General features: G+C 62.8%; 27 protein-coding genes. 26 read left to right on the top strand and 1 reads right to left on the bottom strand.

Features of this window, described 5'->3' with window-relative positions; genetic code table 11:
* The first annotated feature begins 20 nt into the window (after nt 1-20).
* The 23 genes from tuf to IEX64_RS10890 all read left to right on the top strand — a co-directional run bounded on the left by tuf (nt 21) and on the right by IEX64_RS10890 (nt 12607).
* Nucleotides 21-1211, top strand: a complete 1191-nt coding sequence (tuf, locus tag IEX64_RS11000; protein ID WP_188819717.1) for an elongation factor Tu — start codon at nt 21-23, stop codon at nt 1209-1211.
* Nucleotides 1212-1310: 99 nt separating this feature from the next.
* Nucleotides 1311-1664, top strand: coding sequence for a hypothetical protein (locus tag IEX64_RS10995; RefSeq protein WP_188819716.1), 354 nt, complete (start codon nt 1311-1313; stop codon nt 1662-1664).
* 225 nt (nt 1665-1889) lie between these two features.
* Nucleotides 1890-2201, top strand: a complete 312-nt coding sequence (gene rpsJ / locus IEX64_RS10990; RefSeq protein ID WP_007011873.1) for a 30S ribosomal protein S10 — start codon at nt 1890-1892, stop codon at nt 2199-2201.
* A gap of 356 nt (nt 2202-2557) precedes the next feature.
* Nucleotides 2558-3316: a 50S ribosomal protein L3 gene (gene rplC, locus IEX64_RS10985; protein WP_188819715.1), complete on the top strand. Its 759-nt coding sequence runs from the start codon at nt 2558-2560 to the stop codon at nt 3314-3316.
* A gap of 3 nt (nt 3317-3319) precedes the next feature.
* Nucleotides 3320-3946: a 50S ribosomal protein L4 gene (gene rplD / locus IEX64_RS10980; RefSeq protein WP_188819714.1), complete on the top strand. Its 627-nt coding sequence runs from the start codon at nt 3320-3322 to the stop codon at nt 3944-3946.
* Nucleotides 3939-4256 carry a 50S ribosomal protein L23 gene (locus IEX64_RS10975; RefSeq protein ID WP_188819713.1) on the top strand — a complete coding sequence of 106 codons (318 nt, stop codon included), beginning with the start codon at nt 3939-3941 and terminating at the stop codon, nt 4254-4256. The genes rplD and IEX64_RS10975 overlap by 8 nt, the downstream gene beginning before the upstream one ends.
* Nucleotides 4257-4260: 4 nt before the next feature.
* Nucleotides 4261-5097 carry a 50S ribosomal protein L2 gene (gene rplB, locus IEX64_RS10970; RefSeq protein ID WP_188819712.1) on the top strand — a complete coding sequence of 279 codons (837 nt, stop codon included), beginning with the start codon at nt 4261-4263 and terminating at the stop codon, nt 5095-5097.
* 6 nt (nt 5098-5103) lie between these two features.
* The gene (gene rpsS / locus IEX64_RS10965) at nt 5104-5382 is read left to right on the top strand and encodes a 30S ribosomal protein S19 (protein WP_188819711.1); all 279 of its coding nucleotides are present in this window, start codon (nt 5104-5106) and stop codon (nt 5380-5382) included.
* Nucleotides 5382-5759, top strand: a complete 378-nt coding sequence (rplV, locus tag IEX64_RS10960; protein WP_039285520.1) for a 50S ribosomal protein L22 — start codon at nt 5382-5384, stop codon at nt 5757-5759. The genes rpsS and rplV overlap by 1 nt, the downstream gene beginning before the upstream one ends.
* 3 nt (nt 5760-5762) lie before the next feature.
* Entirely contained in the window at nt 5763-6458 is a 696-nt protein-coding gene (rpsC, locus tag IEX64_RS10955; protein ID WP_188819710.1) for a 30S ribosomal protein S3, read from the top strand.
* A gap of 22 nt (nt 6459-6480) precedes the next feature.
* Nucleotides 6481-6912, top strand: coding sequence for a 50S ribosomal protein L16 (gene rplP, locus IEX64_RS10950; protein ID WP_148627595.1), 432 nt, complete (start codon nt 6481-6483; stop codon nt 6910-6912).
* 2 nt (nt 6913-6914) lie between these two features.
* Nucleotides 6915-7118 (top strand): 50S ribosomal protein L29, encoded by a 204-nt coding sequence (rpmC, locus tag IEX64_RS10945; protein WP_188819709.1) that lies wholly within the window; start codon nt 6915-6917, stop codon nt 7116-7118.
* 12 nt (nt 7119-7130) lie between these two features.
* Nucleotides 7131-7421, top strand: coding sequence for a 30S ribosomal protein S17 (rpsQ, locus tag IEX64_RS10940; RefSeq protein WP_188819708.1), 291 nt, complete (start codon nt 7131-7133; stop codon nt 7419-7421).
* A gap of 62 nt (nt 7422-7483) precedes the next feature.
* Nucleotides 7484-7852, top strand: coding sequence for a 50S ribosomal protein L14 (gene rplN, locus IEX64_RS10935; RefSeq protein WP_188819707.1), 369 nt, complete (start codon nt 7484-7486; stop codon nt 7850-7852).
* Nucleotides 7852-8169, top strand: a complete 318-nt coding sequence (rplX, locus tag IEX64_RS10930) for a 50S ribosomal protein L24 (RefSeq protein ID WP_188819706.1) — start codon at nt 7852-7854, stop codon at nt 8167-8169. Before rplN ends, rplX begins: the two co-directional genes overlap by 1 nt.
* The gene (gene rplE, locus IEX64_RS10925) at nt 8162-8743 is read left to right on the top strand and encodes a 50S ribosomal protein L5 (RefSeq protein WP_188819705.1); all 582 of its coding nucleotides are present in this window, start codon (nt 8162-8164) and stop codon (nt 8741-8743) included. Before rplX ends, rplE begins: the two co-directional genes overlap by 8 nt.
* Nucleotides 8744-8772: 29 nt before the next feature.
* Nucleotides 8773-9078, top strand: a complete 306-nt coding sequence (gene rpsN / locus IEX64_RS10920) for a 30S ribosomal protein S14 (RefSeq protein WP_188819704.1) — start codon at nt 8773-8775, stop codon at nt 9076-9078.
* Between the two features lie 13 nt (nt 9079-9091).
* Nucleotides 9092-9487: a 30S ribosomal protein S8 gene (gene rpsH, locus IEX64_RS10915; RefSeq protein WP_188819703.1), complete on the top strand. Its 396-nt coding sequence runs from the start codon at nt 9092-9094 to the stop codon at nt 9485-9487.
* Nucleotides 9487-10020 carry a 50S ribosomal protein L6 gene (gene rplF, locus IEX64_RS10910; RefSeq protein WP_188819702.1) on the top strand — a complete coding sequence of 178 codons (534 nt, stop codon included), beginning with the start codon at nt 9487-9489 and terminating at the stop codon, nt 10018-10020. Before rpsH ends, rplF begins: the two co-directional genes overlap by 1 nt.
* Nucleotides 10020-10358 carry a 50S ribosomal protein L18 gene (gene rplR, locus IEX64_RS10905; RefSeq protein ID WP_188819701.1) on the top strand — a complete coding sequence of 113 codons (339 nt, stop codon included), beginning with the start codon at nt 10020-10022 and terminating at the stop codon, nt 10356-10358. Before rplF ends, rplR begins: the two co-directional genes overlap by 1 nt.
* Nucleotides 10359-10360: 2 nt before the next feature.
* Complete coding sequence (gene rpsE, locus IEX64_RS10900) at nt 10361-11095, top strand: 30S ribosomal protein S5 (RefSeq protein ID WP_229710199.1); 735 nt, start codon at nt 10361-10363, stop codon at nt 11093-11095.
* 6 nt (nt 11096-11101) lie between these two features.
* Complete coding sequence (gene rpmD, locus IEX64_RS10895; RefSeq protein WP_188819700.1) at nt 11102-11278, top strand: 50S ribosomal protein L30; 177 nt, start codon at nt 11102-11104, stop codon at nt 11276-11278.
* Between the two features lie 141 nt (nt 11279-11419).
* On the top strand, nt 11420-12607 hold the full coding sequence (locus IEX64_RS10890) for an ankyrin repeat domain-containing protein (RefSeq protein WP_229710198.1): 1188 nt from the start codon (nt 11420-11422) through the stop codon (nt 12605-12607).
* Between the two features lie 23 nt (nt 12608-12630).
* Here IEX64_RS10890 and IEX64_RS10885 read toward each other — a convergent pair whose 3' ends face one another.
* Complete coding sequence (locus IEX64_RS10885; protein WP_229710197.1) at nt 12631-14121, bottom strand: glycosyltransferase family protein; 1491 nt, start codon at nt 14119-14121, stop codon at nt 12631-12633.
* Between the two features lie 148 nt (nt 14122-14269).
* Between IEX64_RS10885 and rplO the strand changes: the two genes are divergently transcribed.
* The 3 genes from rplO to IEX64_RS10870 all read left to right on the top strand — a co-directional run bounded on the left by rplO (nt 14270) and on the right by IEX64_RS10870 (nt 17005).
* Nucleotides 14270-14749, top strand: coding sequence for a 50S ribosomal protein L15 (rplO, locus tag IEX64_RS10880; protein WP_188819699.1), 480 nt, complete (start codon nt 14270-14272; stop codon nt 14747-14749).
* A 192-nt stretch (nt 14750-14941) separates the two neighbouring features.
* Complete coding sequence (secY, locus tag IEX64_RS10875; RefSeq protein WP_188819698.1) at nt 14942-16309, top strand: preprotein translocase subunit SecY; 1368 nt, start codon at nt 14942-14944, stop codon at nt 16307-16309.
* Between the two features lie 48 nt (nt 16310-16357).
* The gene (locus IEX64_RS10870; RefSeq protein WP_188819697.1) at nt 16358-17005 is read left to right on the top strand and encodes an adenylate kinase; all 648 of its coding nucleotides are present in this window, start codon (nt 16358-16360) and stop codon (nt 17003-17005) included.
* The last annotated feature ends 24 nt before the right edge of the window (nt 17006-17029 follow it).

Raw genomic sequence — 17029 nt, 5'->3', positions numbered from 1 at the left:
TACGAAAGAAGGTTTGAAAGATGGCGAAGGCAAAATTCGAGCGGAACAAGCCGCACTGCAATATCGGCACCATCGGTCACGTCGACCACGGCAAGACCACCCTGACGGCTGCCATCACCAAGGTCATGGCAGAAACCTACGGTGGCGACGCCGTCGACTTCGCCAACATCGACAAGGCTCCGGAAGAGCGTGAGCGCGGCATCACCATCTCGACCGCGCACGTCGAGTACGAAACCGACAAGCGTCACTACGCGCACGTCGACTGCCCGGGTCACGCCGACTACGTGAAGAACATGATCACCGGTGCTGCCCAGATGGACGGCGCGATCCTGGTTGTGAACGCTGCTGACGGCCCGATGCCGCAGACCCGCGAGCACATCCTTCTCGCCCGTCAGGTCGGCGTGCCGGCTCTGGTCGTGTACCTGAACAAGGTCGACCAGGTCGACGACGAAGAGCTCCTCGAGCTCGTCGAACTCGAAGTTCGCGAACTGCTGTCGTCGTACGAATTCCCGGGCGATGACATTCCCATCGTCAAGGGTTCGGCTCTGGCCGCTCTCGAAGGCCGCGACGACGAAATCGGCAAGAACTCGATCCTCGAGCTCATGAAGGCCGTTGACGACTACATCCCGCAGCCGCCGCGTCCGACCGACAAGCCGTTCCTGATGCCGGTGGAAGACGTGTTCTCGATCTCGGGTCGTGGTACGGTTGTGACCGGCCGCGTCGAGACCGGTATCGTCAAGGTTGGCGAGGAAGTCGAAGTCGTCGGCATCCGCGACACCCAGAAGACCACCGTCACCGGCGTCGAAATGTTCCGCAAGCTGCTCGACCAGGGTGAAGCCGGCGACAACATCGGCGCGCTGGTTCGCGGTCTGAAGCGTGACGACGTGGAGCGTGGTCAGGTTCTCGCCAAGCCGGGCACCGTTACCCCGCACACCGAGTTCGACGCCGAAGTCTACGTGCTGTCGAAGGACGAAGGGGGCCGTCACACGCCGTTCTTCGCCAACTACCGCCCGCAGTTCTACTTCCGCACCACCGACGTGACCGGTGAAGTGATCCTCCCCGAGGGCACCGAGATGGTCATGCCGGGCGACAACGTTGCCCTGTCGGTCAAGCTGATCGCCCCGATCGCCATGGACGAAGGCCTCCGCTTCGCTATCCGCGAAGGCGGCCGCACCGTCGGCTCGGGCGTTGTCTCGAAGATCACGAAGTAATTCGCTGATCCTCGGATAACCGAGTTAAAAGCCCGGTCTCCGCAAGGAGGCCGGGCTTTTTCGTTGTCGTCGGGCCTCCGGTGAGGCAGGGGGTGTCGCATGGCGCGCAAGTATTCGAAGCATGGTCCGCGCGAGGACTTGTTTAGCGATGACGAGGATCAGGCTGACAAGGGACCGCCGCCGCCCGACTGCTGGCTTTGCGGCAGGCCCTGTGGCGAAACGGTAGTATGGCATCATCCGGTTCCCAAGAGCCGGGGAGGGCGCGACACGGTGCCGATGCACCCGATCTGCCAGAACATGCTGATCACCACCTTCAGCAATTCCGAATTGCAGCGTTACGGGCTCGACGTCGACCTTCTGAAACTGGATCCCCGGATCGAGAAATTCCTGGGCTGGGTCGCCAATAAGGACCCGGACTTCAATGCTACTCTCGGCAAGAAGAAGCAGAGATAAGCCTGCAGCTTCATGACACTGGCCTGTCGGTGCCTATGGAATCGTGCGTAGAAGGGCGCAACTGAATCATTTCATTGCGCGTTTACCTGCAGCTGGCCCGCCTCCGCGGAATTCTCGAATTTTCGCGCAATTCAGCCCTTGCGCGAATCCGGATCGGGGTGTAGGGGCGCGCTTCGAATTGATCGGGGCGCAAGCCCTTTGGCTCTTTCTCATCGGTAGTAGGTAATGGAAGCTCAGAACATCCGCATTCGCCTGAAGGCGTTTGACCATCGCGTACTCGACCAGGCCACTGGCGAAATCGCTGACACTGCACGCCGCACCGGCGCGCTCATTCGGGGCCCCATTCCGCTGCCGACGAAGATCGAGAAGTTCACCGTGAACCGCGGTCCGCACATTGACAAGAAGTCGCGTGAGCAGTTCGAGGTTCGCACCTACAAGCGTCTGCTCGACATCGTGCAGCCGAACGCTGCGACCGTCGACGCGCTGATGAAGCTCGATCTGGCCGCTGGCGTAAACGTCGAGATCAAGCTGGCCTGAGCCGGCAAAGGGGCTGCTTCTGGCGGCCCCTTCGGTCCATTCCGATCGGACCTTAAACGATCGGAGCGATATTCGAACCTTCGGGTTCAGATAACCTTGTCGATCCCAGAGATCGGCTTTGCGGTGAGAAAGCCGCAGAGACAGAGCCCCCAAGGGAAACCGGGCGGGGACACAAGGGATACCTCCGGCGCCGCCTTCGGGCCAAGTGCCGGGAATGCGTCCCCCGTCTCGCTTCCGCGACCCTGAGTACAGGGTTTGCAGGGAGCACCCAGCCCGGACGGGGCATGCATCACAATTTGGGCTGGACACGCCTGTTCGGGATGGGCCCGGGCAGGCCTCTGTAAGGAGTAAAGGTCATGCGTACCGGCGTGATCGCAAAGAAGGTCGGGATGACCCGCCTGTTCCAGGAGGACGGTCGCCACGTGCCCGTCACTGTCCTGGCTTTGGAAGACTGCCAGGTGGTTTCGGTTCGCACCGCCGACCGTGACGGATACGTCGCGGTTCAGCTCGGTGCTGGCGAAGCCAAGCAGAAGAATGTTGCCAAGCCGCAGCGCGAGCATTTCGCCAAGGCTGAAGTTCCCCTCAAGGCCCGTGTGGCAGAATTCCGCGTCGCCGACGATGCGCTGCTGGAAGTCGGTTCCTCGATCGCTGCCTCGCACTTCGTGCCGGGCCAGCTTGTCGACGTCGCCGGCCACACGCAGGGCAAGGGCTTCGCAGGCGCCATGAAGCGTTGGGGTTTCGGCGGTCTGCGCGCAACCCACGGCGTTTCGCTCTCGCACCGTTCGCACGGTTCGACGGGTAACCGCCAGGATCCCGGCAAGGTCTTCAAGAACAAGAAGATGGCCGGCCACATGGGCGACCGTCAGCGTACGCAGCAGAACCTCGAAGTCGTCCGCGTGGATGACGAGCGCGGTCTGATCTTCGTGAAGGGCTCGGTCCCGGGCGCGAAGAATGCCTGGCTCACCGTTTCGGATGCCGTGAAGGTTTCCCGTCACGCCGAGGCTCCGTACCCCGCCGGCCTGAAGCAGGCCGCAAACAGCAATGACACGGCCGCTGCCGACACGCCTGCGGAAGAAACCGCGGCGCCGGAAGCGACCGAAGGCCAGGAGGGCTAAGTCGTGAAGGTTCAAGTCCTCAATATCGACGGTTCCGCCGGCAAGGGCGACATCGAACTGTCGGATGACGTGTTCGGCCTCGAGCCGCGCGCCGACATCCTGCACCGTGTCGTAACCTGGCAGCTCGAAAACCGTCGCGGCATCGCCCGCGCTACCCGCGAGCGTTCGGACGTTGCCCGCACCGGCAAGAAGTGGGGTCGCCAGAAGGGCGGCGGCACGGCTCGTCACGGTGATCGCGCAGCCCCGGTGTTCATCGGTGGTGGTAAGGCTCACGGTGCCCGCCGCCGCGAGTTCAATCCGTCGCTGAACAAGAAGCTTCGCGCTCTCGGCCTGAAGATGGCGCTGTCCTCGAAGGCTCAGAACGGCCTGGTGATCATCGACTCGCTCGACGATGCCGAGGGCAAGACCAAGGCTCTGGCCGGTCAGCTTGCCAAGGCAGGCTTCGGCAAGAAGGTGCTCGTGATCGACGGCGAAGCGGTGAACGACAACTTTGCTCGTGCAGCTCGCAACATCGTCGGCGTGAACGTGCTCCCGGCTCAGGGCGCCAACGTCTACGACATCCTGAAGCATGATACGCTGGTGCTGACGCGCGCCGCGGTCGAAAAGCTGGAGGCGCGTTTCAATGGCTAAGACCAAGGAAGTGGATATCCGTCACTACGACGTGATCCTGTCGCCGCACATCACCGAGAAGTCGACGCTCGTCTCCGAGAACAACGCTGTCGTCTTCAAGGTTGCCGATTCGGCGACCAAGCCCGAGATCAAGGCCGCCGTCGAGGCGCTGTTCGACCGCAAGGTCAAGAGCGTCAACACGCTGGTCACCAAGGGCAAGACCAAGCGCTGGCGCGGTAAGGCTTACCGTCGCAGCGACGTGAAAAAGGCGATCGTGAGGCTGGCCGAAGGCGAGCAGCCGATCGACATCACCGAAGGCGTACAGGGCTGATCCGATGGCACTCAAGAACTACAACCCGACCAGCCCCGCCCGTCGCGGCCTGGTCCTCGTCGACAAGTCGGCGCTGTGGAAGGGCAAGCCCGTCAAGGCTCTGACCGAAGGCAAGCGCAAGACCGGTGGCCGCAATAACAAGGGTCATGTGACCTCGCGTGGCATCGCCGGTGGTCACAAGCAGAAGTACCGCTACATCGACTTCAAGCGTCGCAAGTGGGACATGGAAGCCACCGTCGAGCGGATCGAATACGATCCCAACCGCACGGCGTTCATCGCTCTGGTGAAGTACACCGACGGCGAACAGGCGTACATCCTCGCACCGCAGCGCCTGGCTGTTGGCGATGTCGTCATCGCCGCTGAAAAGGCCGACACGAAGCCGGGCAACGCCATGCTTCTGTCGCAGATGCCGGTCGGCACCATCTGCCACAACGTGGAGATGAAGCCGGGCAAGGGCGGTCAGATCGCGCGTTCGGCCGGTACTTATGTGCAGGTCGTCGGTCGTGACCGCGGCATGGTCATCGTTCGCCTGAACTCGGGCGAGCAGCGCTACCTGCGTGGCGATTGCATGGGCACGGTCGGTGCGGTGTCGAACCCCGACAACCAGAACCAGACCCTCGCCAAGGCAGGCCGCAAGCGCTGGATGGGCCGTCGCCCGCTCACCCGCGGCGTCGCCAAGAACCCGGTCGACCACCCGCACGGTGGTGGTGAAGGTCGCACGTCGGGCGGTCGTCACCCGGTTACCCCGTGGGGCAAGCCGACCAAGGGTGCCCGCACTCGCAACAACAAGCAGACGGACAAGATGATCATCCGTTCGCGCCACGCCAAGAAGAAGAGGTAAGACACGATGGCACGTTCCGTCTGGAAAGGCCCCTTCGTCGACCTGTACCTGCTCAAGAAGGCTGAGGCCGCGCAGGATGCAGGCAATCGCGCCGGTCCGATCAAGACCTGGTCGCGTCGCTCGACGATCCTTCCGCAGTTCGTTGGTCTGACGTTCAGCGTCTACAACGGGCACAAGTTCATTCCCGTCTCGGTCAACGAGGACATGGTCGGTCACAAGCTCGGTGAATTTGCGCCCACGCGCACCTTCCCCGGCCACGTCGCCGACAAGAAGGGCAAGCGCTAATGAGCAAGCAGGCAGCACCGCGCCGTGTCGGCGAGAAGGAGGCCCTGTCGGTCGGCACCACGATCCGTGGTTCGGCGCAGAAGCTCAATCTCGTCGCTGGCCTGATCCGCGGCAAGAAGGTCGAGGAAGCCATGAACATCCTCGCTTTCTCCAAGAAGGCGATGGCCCAGGACGCCCGCAAGGTTCTCGCTTCGGCGATCGCCAATGCGGAAAACAATCACAACCTCGACGTCGACGCACTGGTCGTCGCCGAGGCTTCGGTCGGCAAGTCGATCACCATGAAGCGCTTCCACGCTCGTGGTCGCGGCAAGTCCACCCGGATCCTCAAGCCGTTCTCACGCCTGCGGATCGTCGTTCGCGAAGTCGAGGAGGCCTGATCCATGGGTCATAAGAGCAATCCGATCGGTCTGCGTCTGCAGATCAACCGTACCTGGGACAGCCGCTGGTTCGCGGAAGGCCGGGACTACGGCAAGCTTCTTGAGGAAGACCTCAAGATCCGCAAGTTCATCATCGAGAGCGTGCCGCAGGCGGCTATCTCGAAGGTGGTGATCGAGCGTCCCGCCAAGCTGTGCCGCGTGTCGATTTATGCCGCCCGTCCGGGTGTCATCATCGGCAAGAAGGGCGCCGACATCGAGAAGCTTCGCAAGAAGCTCGCTGCGATGACCGAAAGCGAAGTGAAGCTGAACATCGTCGAGATCCGCAAGCCGGAAATCGACGCCAAGCTCGTCGCTCAGGGCATTGCCGACCAGCTGATCCGCCGTGTGGCGTTCCGCCGGGCGATGAAGCGCGCGATGCAGTCGGCCATGCGTCTTGGCGCCGAAGGCGTGAAGATCATGTGCGGCGGCCGTCTCGGCGGTGCTGAAATCGCCCGTGTCGAGCAGTATCGCGAAGGCCGCGTTCCGCTCCACACGCTGCGTGCCAACATCGACTACGCCGAAGCCGAGGCGCTGACCGCCTATGGCATCATTGGCATCAAGGTCTGGGTCTTCAAGGGTGAGATCCTCGGCCACGACCCGACGGCGCAGGACCGGCTGATGATGGAGGCTCAGACCTCCGGCGTCCGCCCGGCGCGTTGAGGCTTAGGATAGAGTAAGCACCATGCTGCAACCGAAAAAAACCAAGTTCCGCAAGGCGTTCAAGGGCAAGATCAAGGGCGCTGCCAAGGGCGGCACCGATCTGAACTTTGGATCGTACGGCCTCAAGGCTCTTGAGCCCGAGCGGATCACCGCCCGCCAGATCGAAGCGGCTCGCCGCGCGATCACGCGTCACATCAAGCGCCAGGGTCGCCTCTGGATCCGCGTCTTCCCGGACGTGCCGGTTTCGAAGAAGCCTGCCGAAGTCCGTCAGGGTAAGGGCAAGGGTTCGGTCGAATACTGGGCTGCCCGTGTGAAGCCCGGCCGCATCCTGTTCGAGCTCGACGGCGTTGCCGGTCCGCTCGCTGCAGAAGCGTTCAGCCGCGCTGCGATGAAGCTGCCGATCAAGACCAAGGTCGTTGCCCGTCTCGGCGACACCTCGCACCTGGAGGGTTAATCATGGCCGCCAAGATCGAAGACCTTCGCGCCAAGACCGACGACCAGCTCTCGACCGAGCTGGCCGACCTCAAGCGCGAGCAGTTCAACCTGCGTTTTCAGGCCGCTACGAGCCAGCTCGAAGCCCCGGCCCGGATCAAGCAGGTCCGTCGCGACATCGCCCGCATCAAGACGCTCCAGGCTGAGCGTTCGGCTGCGGCGAAGTAAGGAGGAAACACGATGCCCAAGCGTATTCTGATCGGTACCGTCGTTTCCGACAAGACCGACAAGACCGTTACCGTGCTCGTCGAGCGTAAGGTGAAGCACCCCCTGTACGGGAAGATCATCCGCCGCTCGAAGAAGTACCACGCCCACGATGAAGACAATGCCTACCGCACCGGTGAGCGTGTCCGCATCGAGGAAACCAAGCCGATCTCGAAGACCAAGACGTTCCGCGTCCTGGATCGCCTTCAGGCCGGCAAGGGCGTGGCGTTCGAAGCGAACCTCGAAGTCGAGGGTGCCTCGAACTAAGTAGACGTTTTTTGGAACTGCCGGACTGGTTCCGGCAAGCCAGTTGAGAAGGAACCGGATCGATGATCCAGATGCAATCCAATCTCGACGTCGCGGACAACAGCGGCGCAAAGCGCGTCCAGTGCATCAAGGTACTGGGCGGGTCCAAGCGTCGTTTCGCAGGCGTCGGCGACATCATTGTGGTGTCGGTAAAGGAGGCGCAGCCGCGCGCTCGCGTCAAGAAGGGCGACGTTCACCGTGCGGTGATCGTGCGCACCAAGAAGGACGTGCGCCGTCCCGACGGCAGCGTGATCCGCTTTGACAGCAATGCTGCGGTGCTCATCAACAAGAGCGAGGAGCCGATCGGCACTCGTATCTTCGGCCCCGTCGTCCGCGAACTGCGCGGCCGTGGCTTCATGAAGATCATCTCGCTTGCTCCGGAGGTGCTGTAATGGCTGCTGCGAAGATCAAGAAGGGTGACTCGGTCGTCGTCCTGTCCGGCAAGGACAAGGGCCGCACCGGAACCGTCCTCCAGGTCATGCCGAAGGACGGCAAGGTCGTGGTCGAGGGCGTCAACGTCGCGACCAAGCACCGCAAGCCGACCCAGATGAACCCGCAGGGTGGCATCGACCGTACGCCGGCTCCGATGGCGATCAGCAAGGTCGCCGTGGCGGACAAGGACGGCAAGCCGACCCGAGTCCGTTTCGAAGTCAAGGACGGCAAGAAGGTCCGAGTGGCCGTGAAGTCCGGGGAGACCATCGATGGCTGAGAAGTACACCGCACGCCTTCGGGCGAAGTACGACGACGAGATCGTCCAAGCCATGACCGAGAAGTTCGGTTACAAGAACCGCTTCGAAGTGCCGAAGATCGAGAAGATCACGCTCAACATGGGCGTCGGCGAGGCGAGCCAGGACAAGAAGAAGGTCCAGACCGCCGCAGCCGAGATGGAAGCCATCTCGGGCCAGAAGCCGGTGATCACTCGTGCCCGCAAGTCGATCGCGCAGTTCAAGCTGCGTGAAGGCATGCCGATCGGTTGCAAGGTTACCCTGCGCCGTGAGCGTATGTACGAGTTCCTCGATCGTCTCGTCACCATCGCAATGCCCCGCATCCGCGACTTTCGTGGTCTGAACCCGAGGTCGTTCGACGGTCGTGGCAACTACGCGATGGGTCTCAAGGAACAGATCATTTTCCCTGAGATCAGCTACGATCAGATCGAAAAGGTGCGTGGCATGGACATCATCGTCACCACCACCGCCAAGACCGACGACGAAGCGCGCGAGCTGCTGCGTCTGTTTGGTTTCCCGTTCCCGGCTGAAGAGTCGGAACAGAAGGAAGCGGCGTGAGCCGCCGCTGAGGAAGAGAGCTTAAGTCCATGGCGAAACTGAGTTCCGTGAACAAGAATGAGCGTCGCAAGAAGCTCGTCAAGAAGTATGCAGGCAAGTACGCGCGCCTCAAGGCGATCGCTGACGATGAATCGCTCGACGAATCCGAGCGTCTCATTGCCCGTCTGAAGCTGGCCGAGATCCCCCGCAACGGCAACCCGACCCGGGTTCGCAACCGCTGCGCCACGACCGGTCGTCCGCGCGGTTACTACCGCAAGTTCGGCCTGTGCCGCATCGAGCTGCGCGATCTTGCCAACAAAGGCATGATCCCCGGCGTGACCAAGTCGAGCTGGTAAGGGATTACGAAGCATGGCTATGACCGATCCCCTGGGTGATATGCTCACCCGCATCCGCAACGGCCAGCAGGCGAAGAAGGACTCCGTCCTGTCCCCCGCCAGCAAGCTGCGTGCACACGTGCTCGAGGTTCTCCAGCGCGAGGGCTATATCCGTGGTTTCAGCGATGATGCCACCGGTGCCCATCCGCAGCTGCGGATCGAGCTGAAGTATTTCGAGGGCGAGCCCGCTATCAAGCACATCGCCCGCGTCTCCAAGCCGGGCCGCCGCGTCTACTCGGGTTCCAAGGAACTCCCGGTTGTGCGCAACGGGCTTGGCATCACCATCGTCTCGACGCCCAAGGGCGTGCTCTCGGATGCCGAAGCGCGTACCGAAAACGTCGGCGGCGAAGTGCTGGCGGAGGTGTTCTAATGAGCCGCATCGGCAAGAAGCCGGTAGCGATCCCTGGTGGGGTCACTGCCAATATCGACAACGGCGTGCTGAGCGTGAAGGGCCCCAAGGGCACTCTCACCATGGGCCTGTCCGAGCTGGTGAACTACACCGTCGAGGACGGTTCGATCGCCGTGAAGCCGGTCGACCAGTCGAAGAAGGCGCGCAGCCACTGGGGCATGCAGCGTACGCTGGTCTCGAACCTGGTTGCAGGCGTCACCGAGGGCTTCTCGAAGGTCCTCGAGATGAAGGGCGTCGGCTACCGTGCGCAGATGCAGGGCAAGACCCTGAAGCTGCAGCTCGGCTATTCGCACGATGTCGACATCGCCGTGCCGGAAGGCATCGAGATCAAGACGCCGGATCAGACCACGGTCGAGATCTCCGGTATCGACAAGCAGAAGGTCGGCCAGCTCGCTGCCGAAATTCGTCGCTGGCGCAAGCCCGAACCCTACAAGGGTAAGGGTATCAAGTACCGCGGCGAGTACATCTTCCGCAAGGAAGGGAAGAAGAAGTAATGGCAAAGCTTTCCCTTTTCGAACGCCGTCGCCGGCGTGTCCGCACCGCTCTGCGTGCGCGTGCCGGTGGACGTCCCCGTCTCTCGGTGCACCGCACCGGCCGTCACATCTATGCGCAGATCATCGACGATGCGCAGGGCCGTACCGTCGCCGCCGCCAACACGCTTGGTGCCAAGGGCACGGACGTCGACGCCGCTACCCGCGTAGGCAAGGAACTTGCCGAGGCCGCCAAGAAGGCGGGCGTTACCTCGGTGGTGTTCGACCGCGGCGGTTTCCTGTTCCATGGCCGCGTCAAGGCGCTGGCCGATGCCGCCCGTGAAGGCGGGCTGGAGTTCTGATCATGGCAGAAGAAAACACCAACCCCGAACAGCCGATCGCAGCTGAGCACCCGCAGGGCGGTGAACCGCAGGCGCAGCCGGAGGCCCGTGAGGGTCGCGGTGGCGGTCGCGGAGACCGTGGCGGCCGTGGTCGCGGAGACCGTGGTGGCCGTGGCCGTCGTGACGATCGTCGTGGTGGCCGTGGCGGCGACGACGATGGCGGCGAGGAGCTGATCGAGAAGCTGGTTCACATCAACCGCGTCTCGAAGACCGTCAAGGGCGGTAAGCGCTTCGGTTTCGCTGCTCTGGTCGTCGTGGGTGACGGCAAGGGCCGCGTCGGCTTTGGTCACGCCAAGGCTCGCGAAGTTCCCGAGGCGATCACCAAGGCGACGGCTTCGGCCAAGAAGAAGATGATCCGCGTCGCTCTGAAGGAGGGCCGCACCCTCCATCACGACGGTCGTGGCCACTTCGGCGCCGGCAAGGTGAACGTCCGTACGGCGCCTGCCGGTACCGGCATCATCGCCGGCGGCCCGATGCGCGCCGTGTTCGAGAGCCTGGGCGTCGCTGACGTCGTGACCAAGTCGGTTGGCACCTCGAACCCGTACAACATGATCCGCGCCACCTTCGACGCGCTGACCAACCAGACTTCGCCGAAGTCGGTTGCCCAGCGTCGCGGCAAGAAGGTCGCTGACCTGCTCGGTCGTGGTGGCGCCAGCGAGGTAGAGGCGGAAGCCGCTGCCGAAGCCATCGTGGAGTAATCGATCATGGCCAAGATCAAGATCAAGCAGATCGGTTCGCCGATCCGTCGCCCGGAAAGCCAGAAGAAGATCCTCATCGGTCTCGGTCTGGGCAAGATGCACAAGGTCGTCGAACTGGAAGACACTGCGGAAGTCCGCGGTGCCATTTCCAAGCTGCCGCACATGGTTGCGGTCGTCGACTGAGCCTTTCGGCATCGACACACTATCAGAAAGGCCCCGGTGGAAACGCCGGGGCCTTTCGCGTTGGATAGCAGGGCATTGCGCCCTTTTCCCGTTGCGCGGCTGTGCTATGCGCGGTGCCCGACTTCCACGGTGGAGCAGGTCTTGAAGTTCAGCGGACTGGCAGGAACGATCCTGGCTTTTGTAGCGGTGGCGGGCTGTTCGCCGCATGCCACGACGGGTAACGTCAACGCAGACGGAGCGGCTGTTGCCCATTGCGGAGACCGGCGCGCGGACCCGGCTATTCTTGCCGCAATGCGCGAGTCCGACGAGGCGCTGTTCAAGGCGCTCGCCACTCATTCCGAACCGGATCCTGTCGTCGAGGCCCGCAAGGCGCTCGATGCCGGCGACTACCGCCTTGCTGCCGCAACCACGCCGGACGGCGTTTCGACGGAGCTATACGGCGCGGAATGCCGGGTTCTGGGTGGCCTGAAGCCGTGGATGGTGCGTGCCATCGCCTATGTGCCCGACGAGGCTGCAGCGATGGGTCGGGGCCCCGATGATAAGGTCACCGATTTCGGGCGCCGCTATAATGCGGCTGTCTTTTCCGATGTACGATATCCCTATGCCGATGTTTGCCGCAGCGTCGAAAAGGCAGGGCCCAAGCCGGACTTCTCGGATGCGGCGACGAGCGGGATAGAACTGCCGTTCGGCTTTGCTGAGCTTGGGCCTGCGCGCATGTCCTACGGGCTGGGGGCAGCCGCGCGCCGCGGTTCGGTCTATGATATCAACGTTCTCATCCGGCGCGATCATCAGGACGTGAATGCGCCGGACATGTTCGGCATGACGCCATTGGCCTGGGCCATTGCCTATCACCGCTGGCCGGCAGCCGAGGCGCTGCTGCGGGCCGATGCGAATCCGACGGGTGCCGCGTGTCAGACCGCGATCGACCGCGAATCGCCGCTGCAGGTTGCCCGTATCATGCGTTGGTCTGGCATGATCCGCCGTCTGCGCCCCTTGGTGACCGAGGAGCAGTTTGCCAGCCTGCGCCAGAACCCGAGCTGGGACGACAAGAGCCTGCAGGAGCTCAATCACGCTCTGACCGAGTTGAAGGAGCGCTACGCCGAGCAGCTTCGCCGGCAGAACTTCTCACGGCACAACGTCCTGTTCGAGATCGACGACAAGGGGAACTCGGTGTCGTGCAAACTTGAACCCGAGGCGGAGATTCCCGAGTTCGGCGAGGAATTGTGCGGCCTTGCGGTGGATATCGTCCAGTGGGCTCCCGCGCGCGATGCTTTCGGCGTCACCGTGCCGGAGAGCGCCAAGCTGCTTGTGGGCTTCGGCGGAAAGTAAACTCGGACGTTTCGCGTTCGCCGTCAGGGTAAAACGGACGCGGTCTTGCCTGTGCGGCAGTCGGCCCAGACGTCGATGATGCTTTCATTGAGCCAGTCGGGGGTGTCGACCCGTGCGACCCGCCTGCAATGGGCATGGAAATAGGCGCGGACGAGATTGTCCGTCTCAAGGTTCGGCGGGCCCTGCCGGGGCTGGGGGGCAGCAATGATCGTGCTCGGCCGCATGGCGAGCACGCGCTTCACCTCTCCAAGTGTCGAGAGATGGCTGACGTCCCTCTCCATCAGGTGCCCGAGATGGGCCGTAAAGACGAGCGGTGTCGGGAAGGGCTTGTCCGTCATCGTATAGAGTTGGTGCGGGCCGTCGAACACGAAGAGCGGGCCGCCATCGTCGTGGTCCCGGATCGCCTGCGTCAGTTCATCGAATGCGGCCTGTGAGCGCCGCGCGTGATCGAAATCGAGGACCTGGCTGTCGTGCAGCGCGAACCATGCCATCACCATGAAGGCGATCGGGCCTAGCCACTTGCGGCCGAGAAAGGCTGCGGCGGCGACGCTGACGGGAACGAGCACCGGCAGGCCATAGTGCATGAAGAAGTGCGGAACCGACGCGACTCCCACGAATGCAGCCAGAAGCCATAGCAGCATGAAGCTGCGGCGGTTGCCGGGTGTTTCCGGAAGCGAAAGCACGGCCACGATCAGCAGCGGCGCCATCCGCGATAACATGATGGCGAATCGGATCGCCGAAGATGTCAAGTCGGGCGACTTGGTGAAGTTCGAAGTCACCATCGCGGTACAGTAGATCGACCAGTATCCCGCAAGCGCGTATCCTGCGGCAATCAGCAAGGCGGGGGCGGCGCCGAGCAGCGCCCAGGCCACTATCGTGCGCCCCGGCGGGCGTTTCGCCCAAGGCGCCGTCAGAAGCGCGGTAGAACACCATAGTCCGAGGAATGCGGCCTCGAAGAAGGCGGTCGTCTTCATGGTGATGGCAATTCCCGCAAGCAGCATTGCCAGATGAGATCGCCAGTCGACGTCGCCGTTGCGCAAGCCGGGAGTGGCTCGCAGCACCAGCAAGGCCGCAGTCGCAATAAACAGGTTATAGAAAACCGGGCTCTGGCCGCCGTACCCCTGAAACGGGATCAGGAAGACCAGGTAGGCGAGGCCGGCGAGAAGCGCTCCCTGCCGGTCCGTCCAGCGAATCGCGATGCGTCCGATGATCCAGGCTGTTGCAGCGGCAAATCCGGTCGCGATCAGCTGATACCCTGCAGGGGCTGAGGAAATGCCGGTGATCAGGTAGAAAAGGAAGAACAACCCCCATGGCTTCCTATCCCACACATCGACGTAGGGCACCGCCCCATGATGCATGGCGATGCCGACAGTCTGGTAGAAGGTCTCGTCCCCGCCGACATTGGGATCGCCGAAGGTGCTGGCCCTGAGCGCCACCGCGGCAAGCAGCAACAGGAGCAGGGGGCTGATGCCGAAGGCGCCCTCGGCCATTCGGCCGGCTTTGGTCAGGGGCAAGGGAACGGTCTCCGGAAGAGCCTGCAAGGAGGATACAGGCGTAGCGGCTCGGAGAATCGGTGAAAAGGGGGCGTGACAATCGCCTGCGCATCCGCTAGGGGCGCCGCTTCCTTTCAAGCGCGACTAAAAGCGAAAGCGAGTGCAGACTATGAAACTGAATGAAATCCGCGACAATTCCGGTGCCCGTCACCGCCGCATGCGTATCGGCCGTGGCATCGGCTCGGGCAAGGGCAAGACCGGTGGCCGGGGCCAGAAGGGTGCCAAGGCACGTTCGGGCGTCTCGATCAACGGCTTCGAGGGCGGCCAGATGCCGCTCCACATGCGTCTTCCGAAGCGCGGCTTCAACAACAAGAAGTTCGCCAAGGACTACGCCGAAGTGAACCTGGGCATGGTCCAGAAGGCGATCGACGCCGGCAAGCTCGAAACTTCGGGCACCGTCGATCACGCGGCTCTGCAGGCGGCCGGTCTTGCCCGTGGTGGCAAGGACGGCGTGCGTCTGCTCGCCAAGGGTGAACTGACCGCCAAGGTTGCGTTCAACGTTGCCGGTGCTTCCAAGAGCGCCGTGGCTGCGGTCGAGAAGGCCGGTGGTTCGGTGACGCTTCCCGCCAAGGAAGCCGCCGAGGCTTGAGCCCGCGTGGTTAGACCGAATTAGGCAAGAGGGCGGGCGCCAGGCGCTTCGCCCTCTTGTGCTTTTCAGGGTACAGGTCTTTCGGACATTCCACGAATGTCTATATGGCCAGTTCCGTTCCGGGGTTCGACAAGGCAGACGCCAGTCGCTAAGGGCGAATCCGACAAGATAATTCGAGGCATTTCCCAAGTCATGGCTTCCCGCGCCGACAACATCGCCAGCTCGCTCAGCCTGGCCAACTTTTCCAAGGCTACCGAGCTCAAGAAGCGCATCTGGTTCACCATCGGTGCGCTGATCGTCTTCCGTTTTCTGAGCTTCGTGCCGCTGCCGGGTGTGAACCCGCTGATTCTCGAATCGCTCTATTCGCAGACGCAGGGCGGTATCCTCGATCTGTTCAACACGTTCTCGGGCGGTTCGCTTTCGCGCATGAGCCTGATTGCGCTCGGCGTGATGCCCTACATTACCGCCTCGATCGTGGTGCAGTTGGCCGCTTCGCTTCATCCGGCGCTGATGGCGCTGAAGAAGGAAGGCGAGGCCGGCCGCAAGAAGCTGAACCAGTACACGCGCTACGGCACGGTGGGGCTCTGCGCGCTGCAGGGCTACTTCCTGGCTGTGAGCCTCGAAGCCTACGGTGCCTCCAGCGGCATGCAGGCCGTGGTCGATCCCGGCTACGTGTTCCGCATCGGCGCGGTCATCTCGCTTGTCGGCGGCACCATGTTCCTGCTGTGGCTGGGTGAGCAGATCACCTCGCGCGGCATCGGCAACGGCGTCTCGCTGATCATCATGGCGGGTATCGTCGCCCAGATGCCGACGTTCGCCGCCAATCTCGGCCAGGCCTACAGTGCAGGCGACACCGGCTCGGTGCTGATCATCGGCCTGATCGCGCTGATCGTGGCTATGATCCTGCTGATCTGCTTCTTCGAGCGGGCTACCCGCCGCCTGCTGATCCAGTATCCCAAGCGTGCGACGCAGAACGGCATGATGCAGGCGGATCGCAGCCATCTGCCGCTCAAGCTCAATACGGCCGGCGTTATCCCGCCGATCTTCGCGAGCTCGCTGCTGCTGCTGCCGCTGACAATCACGCAGTTCGCGGGCAATTCGCTGAGCCCGGATTCGACGATGGGCTCCTTCGTCATCTCGCTCAACCAGTACCTGGGCCACGGCAAGCCGCTCTACATGCTGCTCTACGCAGCCGGCATCATCTTCTTCAGCTTCTTCTACACGGCTGTCGTCTTCAATCCGGAGGAGACTGCCGAAAACCTGAAGAAGAACGGTGGCTTCATCCCCGGTATCCGTCCGGGCGCGCGCACGGCCGATTATCTCGATTATGTGCTGACCCGCGTGACCGTGATCGGCGCGATCTACCTGACCATCGTCTGCACGGTTCCTGAGTACTTCCTGTCGATGACGGGCTTGCCGCTCCTGTTCATGGGTGGCACGAGTTTGCTGATTGTCGTCAACGTGACTGTGGATACGATTACGCAGATTCAGTCGCACCTGCTGGCGCACCAGTACGGTGACCTTATCAAGAAGGCGAAACTGAAAGGTCGCATGCGCTGAGGCCGTTGGGGCTCAGCTGGGGCGATAGGGTATATTGAGGGGTAAAGCGTGAATATCATTCTGCTGGGGCCGCCAGGGGCCGGTAAGGGAACCCAGGCCCAGCGTCTGGTCGAGAAGCACGGCATGCGCCAGCTCTCCACCGGCGACATGCTTCGTGCCGCCGTCAAGGCGGGAACGCCCACCGGGCTTGAAGCCAAGGCCGTGATGGATCGCGGTGAACTGGTTTCCGATGCGATCGTTTCGGCGCTGATCGGCGACGAGCTCGATGCGATGGGCCCCGATGTCGGCGCCATCTTCGACGGGTATCCGCGAACCGCTGCGCAGGCCGAGGCACTCGACGCCATTTTGGCCGAGCGTGATCGTAAGCTCGATCGCGTGATCGAGCTGGGCGTGAACGAGGAGGCGCTGGTTGAGCGCATTACCGGGCGCTTTACCTGTGCGACTTGCGGCAAGGGCTACCACGACAAGTTCGAGCAGCCGAAGATTCCCGGTACCTGCGACAAGTGCGGGGGGGCGGAATTCAAGCGCCGGCCGGACGACAACGCCGAAACCGTACGTACCCGCATGGCCGAGTATCGCGCCAAGACCGCACCGATCCTGCCGATCTACGAGGCGCGCGGGATCGTGAGCAAGGTCGATGGCATGGCCGAGATGGACGAGGTTACCGCTTCGATCGAGGCGATCCTCGCTTCCTGACGTACGCGTCGTCGGTCGCGTCAG

Origin of the sequence: Novosphingobium indicum, assembly GCF_014645195.1 — a bacterium.
GTDB lineage: Bacteria > Pseudomonadota > Alphaproteobacteria > Sphingomonadales > Sphingomonadaceae > Novosphingobium > Novosphingobium indicum.
The sequence above is the reverse complement of the archived record's forward strand: the minus strand, read 5'-3'. Positions and strand labels throughout refer to the sequence as shown.